The sequence below is a fragment of the Opitutus terrae PB90-1 genome (genome assembly GCF_000019965.1).
In the GTDB taxonomy this organism is placed as follows: domain Bacteria; phylum Verrucomicrobiota; class Verrucomicrobiia; order Opitutales; family Opitutaceae; genus Opitutus; species Opitutus terrae.
Map to the genome: position 1 here is coordinate 2759152 of NC_010571.1, position 16314 is coordinate 2775465.

The window sequence follows — 16314 nt, forward strand, 5'->3', positions numbered from 1 at the left end:
CCGCGACCGCCGCTCGCGCGTGCTCGCTTTTGCGTCCGACTGACGCGCGTGTGGATCGCGGGTCAGCTGCCGTCGGTCGGCGGATGCGGCGCCCGCGCCGGCGGCGTGGGCTCCTGCTTGCGGTAGACGAGTCCCTGGAAAATCGCGACGAGCTGACCGGCCGCGTCGCGCACGTTCACGGTGTAGCTGGCGAGCTTCGGGTGCCGCGCGACTTCCTGCGCCTCGGCGGTGAGCACGCCGGACCGCGCAGCTTGCTGGTAGGTGATGCTGACGTTGATCCCGACGGCGACGGTGCCGTGCGAATTCGACGCGGCGGCAAACGCGAAATCAGCGAGCGTGAAAATCGCGCCGCCCTGCACGAGCCCGATGGCGTTGAGGTGGTGGGGTTGCACGGCGAGCCGCGCGATCGCGCGGCCCGGCGCAACGGACACGAGCTCGAGTCCGCAATGCCGTGCGAACTGGTCGCCTTTTTGAAGGAAGTCTTTCAAGGCCTGCGTGTCGTGCATGGCCGCAGACTTAAAGAAGGTGCGGGCGGTGTCAGCTCTGGATCGCGCGAGGGTGGGCGTGGCACGGGCGTCCCGCCCGTGAACCGCGAGACGTCGCCAACGGGTGCTTGTGCGCACGTGCGACATCGAGCAAGCGGACCCACGGGCAAGATGCCCGTGCCACAAGCCGGCTACTGCACCTCGAGCGCGAAGCTCTCGGAGTGGCTGTTGAATTCCGGCGCATACATGCACTGGATTTCCGCGATGCCACTTTGGTAGCTGCCGCGCAGCTGGACGCGCGTCGAGTATTCGAAGACGTAGGTGCCCTTCGGCAGGTAATCGATGAAGAAATGCGAGGCGGTGTCGCGCGTGCTTTCGTAATAGGCGAGTCCGTCCTGATAGCGGTAGCGGCTCAGCACGTTCACCGGTTCAGTGCCGCTGCCACGCTGATCCTTCAGGTGCACGAACTCCATGTCGCGGTCGGTGCGGAGCTCAATCCGGACGACCAGTTCGTCGCCGACTGCGAGCGGACCGCGCACCGGCTGGAGCACCTGGCCGCGCCCCGTCGTTTCCTTCACGAAGAGCGTTTTCTTAAGCCGCAGCGGCGTGCCCTCGTGTGGTGTGACCTTCGCCATGTCCTCCAGATACTGCCAGTGCACGCCACCCCAGCTCACGCCGTCGTCCACTTTCTTGACGGTGATCTCGCCGAGAGCGGGCGTGATTTCGTTCGCGGCGAACTTCTGCTCGTAGAAACCGGTGCCGGCTTCGACTTTTTCCGGCTTGATCAGCTGGCCGCCGAGCGAGACTTCGACGAGCGCGTCGCTAGCGAGCAACTTGGTGCCGCCGCGCAGCAGCAGTCCGTAGATCGCGTCGGCGGTCGACTTGGTCGTCGGCCAGGCTTGCGTCTGCTTTTGTTTCAGCAGCCAGACACGGCAGGCGTCGACCGCGGCCTCATCGTGACCGATCTCCTCGAATACCTCGATCATCAGCGCCTGCGTTTCGATCGGCGCACGATACCACCACCAGCTTAGCTCGAGCTCGCGCCAGAACATGCCGAGTTCCTCGTTGCTCACGCTGCGTTCCTTCAGCGAACGCAGGATCTTCGCGGGCGTCTGCTCGTCGCCGAACCGTTGGAGCGCGAGTGCGAGATGCGCCTGGCTCTGCCGCGAATTGGTGTCCAGCCAGCGCTTCCGCGCCTGGTTGAGGAAGAAGTCCACGGCCTTCCGGTGCTCGGTCGCGACCGGCTGATCGTCGAGGAAGAAACTGCGACCATAGAGATACAACGCTTCCGTCGGAGTGGGGGTGTGCTCTTCTGGATGGTCGCCCCTCAGGATTTCGCGGTAGCGCTCGTCCATCCAGGCGTCGAGTGCGGTGAGCGAGCGAATCGCGGGTGCGACGTCGAGTTCGACGCCGAGGTGACGCAGCCGACCGAAGCCCGTGGTGATGTAGAGCGTGATGTAGTCGCTGGGGCGGCCGCCGGGGAACCACGGCCAGCGGCCGTCGCCGAGCTGTTGCTGCACGAGCTTGTCGAGCGTGCGCGGGGTTTCCTCGTCGAGCCGGTTCGCATCGAACAGAAGGCCGACGTTGCGGCGGGCGGCGCTCTCGTTGTGCGCCTCGCGGACCCACGGCGTTTCCTCGAGCAACACGGATTTGAGCTCCTGGTTTTTCTCCAGCGGGCTGTCGAGCGCGGGCGTGTTTTTCCAGAGATCGAACACCCGGCGGATTTTCGGATCGGAGTTGGCGATGTGCCGCGCGAGGACGTTCGCGTAGAGCCGGTTGAACACCTGCTCGCTGCACTCATACGGAAACTCCATCAGGTAGGGGAGCGCCATCACCGCGTACCACGCCGGCTGCGAGGTCATCTGCACCGTCAGCGACTGATGGCGCAGCGTGTTGGAGGAGCCTGACTCGAGCAGCTTAGTGAACTGGAAATGCTTGGTCGTCGCGCCGCGGATCGGCAGCGGCAGCGACTCCGTCACGAGAATCCGCCGGCTCAGCACCGGCAGGAAACCTTCCTCGCCATCGCTGAACGAGGCGGAGGCCGCGACCGCCTTGTAGGTGAGGAAGCCCATGCCGTCGGGAATCGCGATCCGCCACGAATAGGTGCGCGACTGTTTCGCCGGCACGTCGAACGGCTGCTCAGTGCTGCGGTTCGCGAGCGCTTCATCGGCCGGCTGCAGCGAGGCGGCGTCAGCGAAGGTCAACCGGACCGTGCCCTGTTGCGGCTGATCGCTCTGGTTGCTCACCTTCACGGTGAACTCGATCGCGTCGCCCTCGCGCACGAACCGCGGCGGGTTTGGTTCGACCATCAGGTCCTTCGCGGTGACGACCGTGCCGGTGAGCGAGCCGGCGCGCAGCTGCCGGTCGTGCGCGAACCCGAGGAATTTCCACTCGGTCAGCGCCTCTGGCATCGTGAACGTCATCCGCACCGTGCCGTCGTCGCCCGCGGTGAGGTGTGGGAAGAAGAACGCGGTCTCGTTTAGATTCCGCCGCGCCGTTATCTTGCTAAGATCGGGTTTGGGTTGTGGTGCAGCGTTGTCGACCGCGTCCATTTGCTGTGGGGCGCCCATAGACGGCATCGCCATTTCTAGGGTCACCGCTGGTGCGGCCATCATCGATTTCTCGCGGCGCTGATCGTCCGCGATGGAGAATGCCGACAGCGTCACCATTTCGCCCGCGTTGGCGGCTTCCGGCACACCGCCGAGCCCGCGTGCGCGGGCATAGCCGTAGCCCCAGAGGTTGCCAATGATTCCCTGCGGGAACGCGCGGTAGCTCCAGTCGACGTCGCGATATTCCGTTCTCCATCCGCCTTTCATGGCGTCGAGTGAGCGCGCGCCGTTTTGGAACGCGGTCCACACGGCATTGAGTTCCTGCCGGAAGCCGGGGAACGCCGACGGCCAGTGGTGCGGCTGGAACTGATCGAGCGACGCGTCGTAGAGCGTCGCCACCATTTCGGCGGCGGCGCGCTGCGCATCCGGACCAGTGACCACCGCCGTCCACGTTTCCTTTTCGCCGGGCAGGAGCTTCGAGCGGAACCGCTCCCATTTCACCGCGAGTTGTCGGTCCGACCACGGCACCTCGACCACGCGTTGGTTGATGTAGCCGCGGTTCTCCCGGACGTAGGTCGCACGCACCGTGAACCCGCCGCGCATCTGCTCGGTCACCGGCAGCTCGATCAGCTCCTGCGTCCGATCGCCGCGAGTCCAATAGCTCTTGAGCCGCTTCCCGGCGCATTCGAGTTCGACGAACACGCGGCCGCATTCGTAGCCCGTGCCCCAAAGCGCGACGAATTTTTCCCCCGGTTCGACGGACCACTTGGGTGCGGCGAAGTGGTTGGCGAGTCGGATCGGATAGTCGCGGGACTGCGGGTCGATGACTTGAAATGTGAGTCGCGCGGTGACGGTTTTCCCGAACCGGTCCTTCGTGTCGAGCATCGCGCGATAGATGCCCGCCGGAAGTTTCATTGCGACTTTGGTGGTGCCGCTCGCGTCGGTGGTGAAATCACGCCGTTGCACCTCGGCGCCGAGATCCCATGCGTCCGGATTTGCCGGGTCGGCCGGGCGCTCCACCGGCTGCGGCCACCACGCGCGTCGCTCCGAATCGAGCATCGCTCGTTGTACGCGCTCCGGTTGTTTCACCGCGTGCACCACGAGCGCTCCGCTCGCCGGCTGCGGATCGAAGTCGAGCGACTGGGTCGTCAACGTGAATTGCACCGGCTGCGCCACCGTTTGCCACTCGTCGCCGATGACCTCGGCCTGCAGTGCGGTGTAGCCGGCGCGGAGCGCGCGCTCGTCGGAGCGCGTTTCGCCGGTGGTGTCCGTGACGTCGGCGTACACCGTGAACACGAACACCGGCTCGTTCTTCGCCGGCACGGCCGGATCGGCCGTGGCCGGGAACTCAACCGCGAAGGTGCCATCGGGTTCGGTCGTGGCGGTGCCGTGAGCGATCGCCTTGTTCGCCGGCGGCGTCCACCACCAGCACCACCGTGGGAGCTGCACGCCGCGTTCGACGCGCCATTTCACCCGCGCACCGCCGATCGCCGCGCGCGTGTAGGCGGTCGCCTTGCCCGTGAGCTTGACCGGGGCGTTCAACCGCGCGGCCTCTGCCGGCGCGGCGAGCTCCACCTGGAATTTCGGTCGCTTGTATTCTTCGACAGCAAAACTGGTCGCGCCATTGGGACCGCCTTCGACTACGAGCGTCATTCGGCCCGTCAGGCGATTCGCCGGCGCGGTGAACACGCCGCTGAACGAGCCATACTCGTTGGTCACGTGCGAAGCGCGGGCGATTTCTTCGCCGTTGGGGTCGCGGAACAATACCGTGATACTGCGGCGCGAGAGCGTCTCGTAATTTGCTTCGTCACGATCCGTGCGCACACAGATGCCCTTGTAGTGGATCGTCTGGCCCGGCCGGTAGAGCGCGCGGTCGGTGAAAAAGATCGTGTGCGCATCACGTCCGTCCGTGCGTCCGAATCGCTCCTGGTGCACTTCGTTGAGACTGGAAAGGGCGTGACCGGCATGCTCGGCGAGCACGATGAGTGATTGCTGTGGGGGCACCGTTGGGAACTCGAACCAACCGTTCTCGTCACTGCGCGTGGGCGCGATTGGCAGGAACCGGCCTTCGCGATTGCGATGCCAGAACCGGACGTTCGCACCCGCGACCGGATCGCCGCTGTTGGCCTGCAGCACGAAGCCGCCCTGGCCGAGATTCTGATGTCCGGTGCGCAGCACCAGCGCCAGGTTGGTGACCCACCCCGTCGCCACGCTGAGTTGGTTGTCGCTCTCGTCAAACGAGCGGCGGTGACTCGCGAGGATCGCGTAAAAACCCGGCTGCAGCGTGGTGGGCACAGGAAGCCGCTCGGTGCGCTGCCGGAAATTTTTCGTCGCTGGCAACGGCGCGTCCCAGGCGATCGCGGGCGATTGGTCGAGCAGCTTCTCGCGCTGCTCGGATGAGAGCGAACCAAACCCCCAGCGTTGCTCAGCCACGTAACGGTTGAAATCGAGCGGCACCGCGCGGAAGTAGACGTGCTGCACGTTGCGGTAGGTCACGTCGAGCGTCGGCCACGGTGCATTCCATGTGAACTCGGTCGTCACCTGCGCCGAGGGCGCCTCGATCTGCGCGATCAGATTGAAGCACATGGCCCCGCCGACGCTCTTGGGAAAGGCGGCGAGTCCGCGTTGCGCCAGTTCGCGGGCGAGCGCCGGTTCGTCCTCGGCATTCAGCTGCGTCGCGAGCGTGGCGAGGGCACGCGCTTGGGTCTCGTGCTTCTGTGTCTGGGCGATGAATCGCTCGAGCGCGGCTTTGTAGGGCACAGCTTTGTCGTCGCCGACCGCGACGTTGAACCCATACGTAAGTCGCGCGAGATCGGCGTCGAAAAACGCCGAGCGATCGGTGTCGTGCTCGTGGAAACGCAGCAGCGCCTGATAAAGCCGGATGGCTTTCAGTTTCGGCGAATCGATATCGGCGGCGGGGGTCTGTGGTTCCCAGCGCAGAAACGCCTCGGCGGTGGCGAAGATGGGACTGGTGTCTTCGATCTCAAACGTCTCCTCCGCTTCGACCGCGGCCTGTTCGCCGGCCTGGTAGAACTGCAGTGCTTCGTTGACGAGGAAGTCGAAGAGCGTCGGTCGATAGGCATCCGGCGCCGTGCCCTTGGTGAGCAGTTCCTTGAAATCGCCGATCGGCGCGGACTGGAGCGCCTTCGGGTCCGCGAGCGCAGCGGTAAAATGCCGGTCGATTTCCGCGAGAATCCTCGCGAGGTCCCACGTTTGAATATCCTCGCCCGGCGGCTCCGCCGTCTGCGTGCGCTGCAGGAACCGCCAGCGGTTGCGCTGGAAGTACTGCCAATACCACTCGGCGAGAATCGTCTCGAGCACGGGCCGCGCCGCCGGCGCCGCTTTCGGCAATTCGGCCTGCAGTCGGACGATTTTCTCCTCGGGCTTGTTGCCCTCGATGTTGCCTTGCAGCGCGATCTTCCAGGCGAGCGCGTGAATCGCCTCGGCGTGTGCCTGCTCCGCGTTGGCGGCGGCAAGGATCGGTTCCAGTCGTTCGATGGCGGTCTTCGGCTGACCTTCGTTGATGGCGTCGAAGACCTCCTTCCACTGCTTGTCGCGCGGACCGGCCAGGAGCGAACTGAGCAAGCAGGTGCAGGCGAACAGGACCGAGAGCAGGCGATGTTTCATGTGGATGCCGGATTCACTTCATAATACGTGTCAGCGGACGGAATCGTAGCAGGCCGAACGGGAAAAAGGGCAGCGTCGGCGTTCGGCCAGGAGCTCATCTGGCGCAGTAAAGTTGCCGCTGGCGTTGATGGCAACGGTTCGCTCCGCACCAGAGATTCTCGGTTCGCTGTGGCGCACCGTGGCGCGAACTGGGGAAGATGCATCGCAATCGACGCCAAGATCGGGTCGACTTGATCGTTTCGGCGATGGGATTGAATCTGCTGCAGCGCAGCTCAGGCTGGCGGCACTATGAATGCACCCACTTTTCGTCCTTCGGGCGGGATGCGTTGGACGCTCGTTGCTGCAGTCGTGTTCGCCGCAACGATCGGCTTCGCTCAACCGAAGCCGCGCGTCGTGGTGCTTACGGATATTTCCAACGAACCCGACGACGAGGAGTCACTCGTGCGGTTTCTGGTTTATGCGAACGAGTATGACGTCGAAGGTCTGATCGCAACGACTTCGACCTGGCTGCGGAGCGGGCCGCGCGAGGATCTGATTCGGCGGCAACTCGACGCCTATGCGGCGGTGCGGCCCAACCTCCAGAAACACGCGGAAGGCTTTCCGGAACCGGAGGCACTGCGCGCCGCCACTCATACCGGCCAGCCGAGCTACGGCATGGAAGCGGTGGGCGAGGGGCGCGACTCCGCCGGTTCGCGGCACCTGACGACGGTGGTGGATCGCGACGATTCGCGGCCGATCTGGGTGGCGGTGTGGGGCGGGGCCAACACCCTGGCCCAGGCACTGCGCGACGTGCGCGCCGAGCGTTCGCCGGCCGAGCTGGAACGGTTCGTTGCGCGACTGCGGGTCTACAGTATCTCCGACCAGGATGATGCAGGTCCGTGGCTACGGCGCGAGTTTCCCGGATTGTTCTATATCGTGAGTCCGACGCGGCCGGACTCGCACGAGTATCATCGCGCCACGTGGAGCGGCATCTCGGGCGACCGGCTGTTTCGCAATGGTCCACGCCACCAATTCGAACTCGTGGACAACCCGTGGCTCGAGGCGAACGTGATGCGCGGGCATGGTCCACTCGGCGTGCTCTATCCGAAGCTCGCCTACATCATGGAAGGCGACACGCCGTCGTTTCTTGGGCTGATCGATCACGGACTCGGGTGGACGGAGAGCCCGGGATTCGGTGGGTGGGGTGGGCGCTATGTGCTTTATCAACCGCTTAGCGAGACGCGCGCCATCTGGACCAACAACGACCTGAGCCGTGACACGGTGACGGCGGACAACGGCGTAACGGTCACCTCGGACGCCGCGACGATCTGGCGCTGGCGCGAACATTTTCAGCATGATTTCGCGGCGCGGATGGACTGGTGCGTGGCGGATGAGTTTGCGAAGGCGAATCACAATCCGCAGCCGGTATTGAACGGCGACCGCTCGAAACGCGTACTCACGCTCCGCGCGAAACCCGGCGCGGAAGTCGCGCTCTCGGCCGACGGCACGGCGGATCCCGACGGCGACGCAGTGCGAGTCACGTGGTGGATCTACCGCGAGGCGGGCACGCTCGACGGAGCGACGTTGAGTGCGAGCGACGGACTCACCACGAACGTGCGATTGCCCGCGACGAACAAGCCCGGTGCGGTGCACGTGATCCTGCAGGCGGAGGATTCGGGCGAGCCGCGGTTGTGGGCTTACCGGCGCGCGGTGATTGAGATCGTACCGTAGCGGCGGGGGTGCGCAGAACCGCCGGGGCGGGCACACGTAAGCAAAGGATTGCGGCGCAGCGCGCTGCGGGCAGACTTGCCCTTCATGGGCACCGAAACTTCTCCCCTCGCGGCGCCGTACAAAGATCGGAAGGCTGGCCTGATTGTCTTCGGTATTCTCGAGATTCTGATCGGCGCGTTCTTTCTCTTCTCGCTCGCGGCGACTGCTGTCAGCCGGGTCGTGCTCGCGCACCGACCGGAGCTGGCGCAGCAGTATCAAGGTTCCACACTGTGGCCTACGCTGCTGATCAACGGCGGACTGGTCGTGGTGTTCGTCTGGCTCGGCATCGGTTCCCTCCTCGCGCGGCGCTGGGCGCGCGCGATCAGCCTCTGCCTGGGCTGGATCGGATTGATCAGCGGCGTGATCGCATGCGTGTCGATGGCGTGGGTGCTCCCCGCGATCGATGCGGCGATGCAACAAGCTGCCGAACAGAACGGTCAACACCTGTCGGCAGGCATCGTGGTCTTCGTGAAGATCCTCACGGTCTCGATGATGCTGCTGATGTATGTGATCATTCCGGGCGCGCTGGTGTTGTTCTACCGCAGCCGGCACGTGCGGCTTACCTGCGAGACGCGTGATCCCGTCGAGCGTTGGACGGACCGGTGTCCCCTCCCGGTGCTGGCGCTGGTGCTGCTCCTGGCGTTCAGCGCCGTGGCGATGGTGATGACGATTCCACTCTATGGCCGTGCGTTTCCGTTTTTCGGCATGATCATCACCGGGGCTCCGGCCTTGGTACTGTTCGGCGCGTTTGCGGTGTTTTGCGGAGCTGCGGCGCGGGGCTTGTATCGGCTGCAGCCGTGGGCGCTCTGGAGCTACGCCGTCGTGGTCGTGGTATTCGCGATCAACAGTGCCGTCACGTTCACGGGGGGCGGGCTGATGCGCTACTACGAGGCGATTGGTTTGCCGGAGGCGCAGCTGAAACAGATCGAGGCGATGAAGCTGCTGCAGACCGACAGCTTGATTTGGTTTGGAACCGCCGCCGCCTTGGTGTTCCTCGGTTATCTGATCTGGCTGCGAAAGTATTTTACGACCGCGCCGACCGCCGTGGGCTGATGCTGACACCGTGGTGAGCGGGTGGAGTATCGGCGCTCCTATTCTGGGCGCGACGCTTCCGGCAGCGTCTCGGCGATCCATGCGGGTTGTTGCGGGCGCTCGGGGCTGTCGAGCAGAGTGATCCACTCCGCGTCGGTGAGCCGCTCTTTCGTCCAGTATTCGTAGTAAGGCATCACGGAGCCGGAGCAGAGGATTTCGAGACCGTTCCACGGGTAGAGCACGTGGATCAACCGTGGCCGGCCGATCGCGACGGCGAGACCTTTGTCCCCGGGCAGATCGCGGTGCACTTCGGAGGAACGCGGAGCGTCATCGCGCGGCGCCAGGTATGAATTGCCCTCGTAGCCCATGAGGGCGGCGAGGCTCGCGCCGTAGTCGCGGAGGAAGGTATCTTCAGACTTGCTCCAGGGTTGGCCGCGCAGCTGTTTATGCACGAGCGCTTCGAGTCGCCGGGTGAGGGTGATCAGCAGGTCCCAGCGCTCGCGATTCTGGTTGAACGAGGCTCGTCCGCGTTCGGCAAGGTCGCCCATCCGCGCGAAGAATTCCGGGTTCGGCTCGACAAAACCCGCCGGAGCAAGGAACAGGCCGAGAAAGGTCTGAGATTCGTGGGCCTGGAGCGTGAACGTGTGCCGGATCTGCGCCCAGCCGGCGAGGGCGGTTTGCGCGGACTTCGCCTGCCATGCAGTGGACTGGACGAATGCCGGCGCCTCGGGTGGCGGCGCTTGAAACAAAGAGCGGAGGACCTCGAGGTAGTCGTCGTAGAGTGAACGCTGCGCGTGGCGCGTGGGCGTGTCGTTCGCGGCGTGTTGCGCCGCCTGCGTTTCCGTGATGATCGCGAGGAGTTCAGGATCACATCGGCGGCGGGCGAAGTCAGAGCCCATCCAGGCGGCGACGGCCAATCCCTGCGGATCGGCTCCGGCATTGGCGATGCGCTGGAAGAGGTCGGTATCCGGCAGCCAGGCGGCGGGAAGGACGACATACTGAATGCGCCCCAAGCGTTGGTTGAGTTCCGCGGGATAGTCGTCCCACGACCACTGCGTCCATTCGTCGTTGGACATCGCGTGCCTCAATACCCAATAGCGTTTCTGCGCCAGCAAGGTCGACCGGGCCGTTGCGTTCGCTGGTGGCTTCAGCGCCTGAAAGTCTTGTTGCGCCTCGCGCAGTCCCAATCCCGCCGCGGAGCCGAGGAGAAACCGGGCGGAGCCCAAGCCCGATTGGGCTTCCTCATATTCGGTGTGAGATCCCAACAGCAGGATCGCCTCCAACTCGACGTCCCGATCTGCGCGGAACGGGATCATCTGCAGCCAGCGAACCGCGCGGAAATAGTCTGCGAGCTTGGGATCGCTCGAGTAGAAGCCGACGGGCCTGCAACGACGGTAATCGATTTCCCGCAGCGCAAGCGTCGCGGGCGCGAGCCACGGGGGCAATTGCTGCTGCTTGGCGGCGTTGATCAGCTTCAGCTGCCGGTTGATCTCGGGCCGGCTGTTGCGGTCGAAGTTCTCGATCGGCTCGCCGAGCAGGCAGAGCGCCGGCCCGAGGACCCGCTGCACCTGCTCCCACGCTTGCCGGGTTTCGCGCGCCGGCTGCGGAAGCGCGCCGAGGCTGGCGCGGATGCGTTGCAGGATCGTCGCCAGCGTCGTCCGGAGCACGTCCGCCTGCCTCAGCTCGTGCGCGCGGAATGAGTCCTCGAGCAGCACGTGGAATCCGTTCAGCAGCGAGTCGCTCGTGATGAAGACGGGGCCGCCGAGGTAAGGATCGAACGACTGCTTCACCGTTTTGCCGTAGGTGAACTTCTGCTGTTCGAGCTGGGCGAGCGCGGCGGGCGACAACTGGTATGACTTGGCCGCCTCGCGCCAGGAGTAGCCGTCTTCCGCGCGGGGAAGCCGTTGGGCGCGCTCCATGGGCTCGTTGGTGCGCTGTTGCTTTTCTTCGGCGCGCTGCTGGAGCACCGTCTTTTGTTCCAGCGTCAGGCTTCGCCGCCAGGCACGCTCATCGGCACGCCATTTCTGCCAGGCGGCAGCAGCCGCCTCGGGCGTGGCGAAGTCGCGAGGTCGCGGCGGCTCGGGGGGAGGCGGAGGTTCGGCGCTCGGAGCGCTCTCCTGGGCGTGAACCGTGAGCGAGACGAGCAACAGCACGAGCAGCAGGCGGAGTCGCGGGCGCACGACGGGAGCAGGCGCTCCTGCAGTTGTTTTGACAATTTCAATTCCGCTCCGCGGGAAAACGTCTCCGCGAACACGCCTCGATGGTCGAACAAGTTCGTGACAGCGGTGGCGCGGCGCGATTGCGTGATCGTTCGCACCATGCATGGGCTCGCCTTGCTTGAAACCATTCACTCACTTCCGCAGGAGACTTCCGCGGCCGTTTTTCTCCGCCACGCTCAGCGGCACCCGATCGTCGATGCGTCGGATCCGACCCTGGCGGAGCTCACGCCCGCAGGTGCAGCGGAGGCGGAAGCATTCGGCGCGAAGATCGCCGGCTTCGGCTGTGTGCGGGTTTTCCACAGTCCGATCAAGCGCTGCCATCAGACGGCGGAGTGCATCGCGCGCGGCGTGCAGGCGACGGGCTGTCCCGTGGAAATCGTGGGACCGGAGGACGCGCTCGGGATCGACTACATTCTCGATTTGAAAGAGGCCGGCCGGCTGACCGTGCTGCACGGCGACCATTTTGTGCGACTGTGGTTTTCCGGGCAAATCGCGCCCACGGTGATCCATCGCGCCGAGCGGATCGCGGCGCGGAAACTCACGCACCTCGTGAAACGGCTGCAGGAGCCGTGCGCGCAGGGACGCCGGCTCGATCTGCACGTGTCGCACGACTGGAATATCATCGTGCTCCGCGAGCTGATGGTCGGCGTGCGACACGAGGAAGCGGGCTGGCTCGACTTTCTCGATGGGGTGGCGTTCACGCCGGTGGCCGGCGGGCTGCGGGCAATCTATCGCGATCGCGGTGTGACGAAGCCACTGCCCTGGCGGCTGGGCAGCGCGCCAGCAATCGAGTCGTGAGCCAGGGCGACGCGCCGGGCTACGGAGCAGCGGGCGCAGGGCGTTGCGCGGGCAGGTCCACGGTGACGACCGTGCCGTGGCCGACGAGTGATTCGACCGCGATCGCGCCGCCGTGTTTGCGGACGATCGTGCGGCAGATGGTCAGGCCCAGCCCCATCCCTTTCTGGGTGCCCCGCTGTTTGGTGGAAAAATACGGATCGAAGATTTTGGGAAGGCTCTCGGCGGGAATGCCCACGCCGTCGTCCTCGATGCGAATACGCAGGTAGTCGCCTGCCGGCTGCCCCGTCTCCGTGGCCGCGGCCAGGGTGTGATTGTCGGCCCGCAGCCGCACGGTGGCTCCCGGATGGCTCGCTTCGCGGGCATTGAGCACGAGGCCGCGAATCACCTGCCGGAGCTGATCCTCATCCGCGTCGACCTCCCACAGATCCGGCGCGATGACGGATTCCGCCACGAGATCCGATCCTCGCAGGGACGTTTCAAGCGAATCCCGCAACAGCGGACACACGTCGTGAATCCGTCGCGACGGCGCGCCGCCCTCGGCGAACGCGATGAGCTGACGGGTGAGCGCGCCGGCCGCCTGGATCGCCTGGCGGGCTTCGCCGAGCTGCGATGCTTGTGCCGGCGAAATGGGACCGGAATACCGCAACGCTTCGAGATTCAGCAGGAGCCGGGAAAGGAGATTATTGAAATCGTGCGCAATCCCCGCAGCGAGAATGCCGGTGGACTCGAGCTTGCTCACCACGAGTCGCTCGTGCTCCAGCTGGCGGCGCTCGGTAATGTCGCGGGCGACGGCGTACACGAGCGAGGATCCGGGCGCCAGCGAGCTTTGCCAGGACAGCCAGCGGTAGGATCCGTCTCTGCAGAGGTAGCGGTTTTCGAGTCCGCGCACGGGCGTGCCACGGGCCAGGGTGGCGCGGGCGGCGAGCGTCCGTTCCCGATCCTCCGGGTGCATGAAGGACTCCACTGGCCGGCTTAGCAATTCGGCCTCCGACCAACCGAGCACCCGGGTCCACGAGGGGTTGACACGCTTGAAATGGCCATCGAGGTCGGCGATGCAGAAGAGATCGAGCGAAAGATCGAAGAGCTGACGGTAGTCGGCAACGTCGGTGAGGCAAAGGGAGGGCGATGTGGTCGGCACGGCGAAGGGAGACACCTGTCAGCGGAGGATTAGGGGATGTCTGAGCAGGTGCAATGCCTGTTGCACCGCACGGCGGGGCCTCGCAGGTGCTCCGGTGTTGCTCGGGTTCTGCAAAACCACAGGGGGATCCAGCCTTGGCCGAGGGCTTCGGCGGACCAGCAGCCCGCGCCCCGTGGCATGGCGTTGCGCCCGGGTCGGGAAAGGCCGATGCGTCCCGTGGTACGATCGAAGCTTGTGGGGGGCGAGGAGGATGGTAGTCACGAGGCTGCATTCGCGCATGCCATGGACCACCCCGCCTGGACCGAGTTGAGCGACGAGCTGTTGCTGGAAAAAAAGATTTCGCAACTCGGACTCCGGATCGAGGGCACGCCGCTGGACGCCAACGTGCAGCAGCTCTATGCGGAGCTGTCGCAGAAGGGGCTCGCGTTTTATCCGAGCTGTCACATCGGCGACGAGTGGTTCGTGCCGGTCGGGATCCCGGCGATCTTCGTGCCCTTCTTCCTCGCACATGAACGGCTGCGACGGCTCGAGGCGACGATGATGCTGGAAGTCGAGGGCGACACGCCGGAAGCGTGCATGCGGCTGCTGCGGCACGAGGCGGCGCACGCCTACGCGTATGCTTACCAGCTCTTCCGCAAGCGATCGTGGCAACGCGTGTTTGGCCGGACGTCGCGTGAGACGACGCCGGAGTTCTATCGGCCGCGGCCTTACAGTCACTCGTATGTCGTCCATCTCGAGGATTGGTATGCGCAGAGCCATCCCGACGAGGATTTTGCGGAGACCTTCGCGGTGTGGCTGACGCCCGGGTTCGACTGGCGGGAGCGGTTTCGCGGCTGGAAGGCGCTGCACAAGCTCGAGTACGTGGACGAGCTGATGCGCTCGCTGGTGGGCCGCGCGCCGCCGCCGCTGCCCGCTTATCGCGTGCGCGAGCACGACTGCCTCAACCTGAAGCTCAAGACCTACTACGCCCGGAAGCGCAAACTTTACCAGGACACGTATCCTGATTTCTACGATCGCGACCTGCGGCAGCTGTTCGCCGGCCCGCCCAGCGCGGACGTGGCGTTCGCCGCCTCGGCCTATTTGCGCCGGCGCCGGCGCGCGCTGATGGATGCGGTCTGCGAATGGACCAACGAGAAAAAGTATCGCGTTCACAAGCTGCTCGCGCGCTTGATCGAGCGGTGCGACCAACTGGATCTTCATCTCAACCCGAACGAGCCGCCGCCGGACCTGGCGGTGGCGAGCTATGTCGCGACGCTGGTGATGAACTATCTCTTCACCGGGAAATTCAAACGGACGAAGTAGCGATGACCGGCATGGCGGAGCGCGGGTTGAGTCTCGCGGGCTTGGAGGTCGGGAGCCGGCGAGGAGGGTTGGCGGAACCCGGCGGAACGGGACCACGGGCGGGACGCCCGTGCCACCTCGCCGCACGCTGATCATGCGCCGAAAACTAAAAGTGCTGGCGCTGTTCGACGTCGGCGAGCCGACGCGAGCCGACGAGGATCTTGGGGCGACGCTGCAGACGCCGGAGTGGAAGACCGAGGCGGGCGTGCTCGCCGCGCTCAACGAGCTCGGTTATCCCAATGAGCATCTCGCGATCTTCGACGACCTGGAGCCGCTGCGGCAAAAGGTGCAGGCGTTTCAGCCGGACGTCGTCTTCAACCTGGCGGATCAGTTTCGGAACAACCGGGCGTTCGACCAGCACATCGTCTCGTTTCTGGCGATGAGCGATATTCCGTTCACGGGCTGCGGCTCGACGGGACTCACGCTCTGCAAGCACAAGGGCGTTTCGAAAAAAATCCTGAGCTACCATCGGATCCACACGCCCGCGTTCGCGATCATTCCGCGCGGCCGGCGCGCGGTGCGGCCGAAGCGGCTGAAGTTTCCGATCCTGGTGAAGCCGCTGAAGGAGGAGGCGTCGTATGGCATCGCGCAGGCGTCGTTCGTCGAGACGGACGAGCAGTTCCGCGAGCGCGTCGAATTTGTCCACCAGAAGTTCAACAACGACGCGATCGCCGAGGAATACATCGAGGGGCGGGAACTCTACGTGAGCCTTCTGGGCAATCACCGGCTGCAGGTATTTCCGATCCGCGAGCTGGTGTTTCGCGAGGTGCCGCCGGATGAGCCGAAGATCGCCACGTACAAGGCGAAGTGGGACGAGGCGTATCGGGCGCGCTGGGGATTGGAGAACCGCTTCGTGGAGGATCTCGAGCCGGCGTTGGTGCGGAAGATCGAGGCGACGTGCCGGCGGATCTACCGGCTGCTGACGATCGACGGTTATGCGCGGTTGGATTTGCGGCTGAACGCACGGAACGAACTTTGGTTCATCGAGGCGAACGCGAACCCGATCCTGGCGCCGGACGAAGACTTCGCGCTCTCGGCGGGGAAGGCGGGGTTGAGCTATCCGCAGCTGATCGACCGGATCGCGCGGCTCGGCTTGAGCGCGGTGCGGGAGTGAGCCGGGTAGGATTGGCTAGTCAGGTGGAGCACGTTGCCCTCAACGCGCTTCGTAGCGGAAGCCACAAGGCTGTCGCCGAAAAGGCCGCACAGCCCCGGCCCTGCACGCTTCCCCGTGTGGACCGCGGCGTAACCGTCCACGCCAACGTTATGGCGAGGAGGCCCGCGTGGCTGTGACCCGCAACAGAGCTTCCGGGGTAAGGCGCTCCAACCCGCCGGCCGGGCAAGACGAGGGGGCTTTCGCACGTCAGCTGGAACGGCTC

General features: G+C 65.1%; 9 protein-coding genes. 5 read left to right on the forward strand and 4 right to left on the reverse strand.

Going from position 1 to position 16314, the window contains the following annotated elements:
- Positions 1-62 precede the first annotated feature (62 nt).
- Entirely contained in the window at positions 63-506 is a 444-nt protein-coding gene (locus OTER_RS10905; RefSeq protein ID WP_012374974.1) for a PaaI family thioesterase, read from the reverse strand.
- 170 nt (positions 507-676) lie between these two features.
- Complete coding sequence (locus tag OTER_RS10910) at positions 677-6661, reverse strand: alpha-2-macroglobulin family protein (protein WP_012374975.1); 5985 nt, start codon at positions 6659-6661, stop codon at positions 677-679.
- Positions 6662-6949: 288 nt separating this feature from the next.
- Between OTER_RS10910 and OTER_RS10915 the strand changes: the two genes are divergently transcribed.
- Both OTER_RS10915 and OTER_RS10920 read left to right on the forward strand, forming a co-directional pair.
- Entirely contained in the window at positions 6950-8371 is a 1422-nt protein-coding gene (locus OTER_RS10915) for a DUF1593 domain-containing protein (protein ID WP_044891705.1), read from the forward strand.
- A gap of 84 nt (positions 8372-8455) precedes the next feature.
- Positions 8456-9463, forward strand: a complete 1008-nt coding sequence (locus OTER_RS10920; RefSeq protein WP_012374977.1) for a hypothetical protein — start codon at positions 8456-8458, stop codon at positions 9461-9463.
- A 38-nt stretch (positions 9464-9501) separates the two neighbouring features.
- On the opposite strand, the gene OTER_RS10925 is transcribed toward OTER_RS10920, so the two are convergent.
- Complete coding sequence (locus OTER_RS10925) at positions 9502-11622, reverse strand: DUF3160 domain-containing protein (RefSeq protein WP_012374978.1); 2121 nt, start codon at positions 11620-11622, stop codon at positions 9502-9504.
- Positions 11623-11760: 138 nt separating this feature from the next.
- Here OTER_RS10925 and OTER_RS10930 point away from each other — a divergent pair, with 138 nt between their 5' ends.
- Positions 11761-12459 (forward strand): histidine phosphatase family protein, encoded by a 699-nt coding sequence (locus OTER_RS10930; RefSeq protein WP_012374979.1) that lies wholly within the window; start codon positions 11761-11763, stop codon positions 12457-12459.
- A gap of 19 nt (positions 12460-12478) precedes the next feature.
- On the opposite strand, the gene OTER_RS10935 is transcribed toward OTER_RS10930, so the two are convergent.
- The gene (locus tag OTER_RS10935; protein ID WP_158305414.1) at positions 12479-13597 is read right to left on the reverse strand and encodes a two-component system sensor histidine kinase NtrB; all 1119 of its coding nucleotides are present in this window, start codon (positions 13595-13597) and stop codon (positions 12479-12481) included.
- 282 nt (positions 13598-13879) lie between these two features.
- Here OTER_RS10935 and OTER_RS10940 point away from each other — a divergent pair, with 282 nt between their 5' ends.
- Both OTER_RS10940 and OTER_RS10945 read left to right on the forward strand, forming a co-directional pair.
- Positions 13880-14899 (forward strand): hypothetical protein, encoded by a 1020-nt coding sequence (locus tag OTER_RS10940; protein WP_012374981.1) that lies wholly within the window; start codon positions 13880-13882, stop codon positions 14897-14899.
- A gap of 133 nt (positions 14900-15032) precedes the next feature.
- A complete protein-coding gene (locus OTER_RS10945) occupies positions 15033-16052 on the forward strand; it encodes a D-alanine--D-alanine ligase family protein (RefSeq protein ID WP_012374982.1) in 1020 nt (339 codons plus the stop codon).
- The last annotated feature ends 262 nt before the right edge of the window (positions 16053-16314 follow it).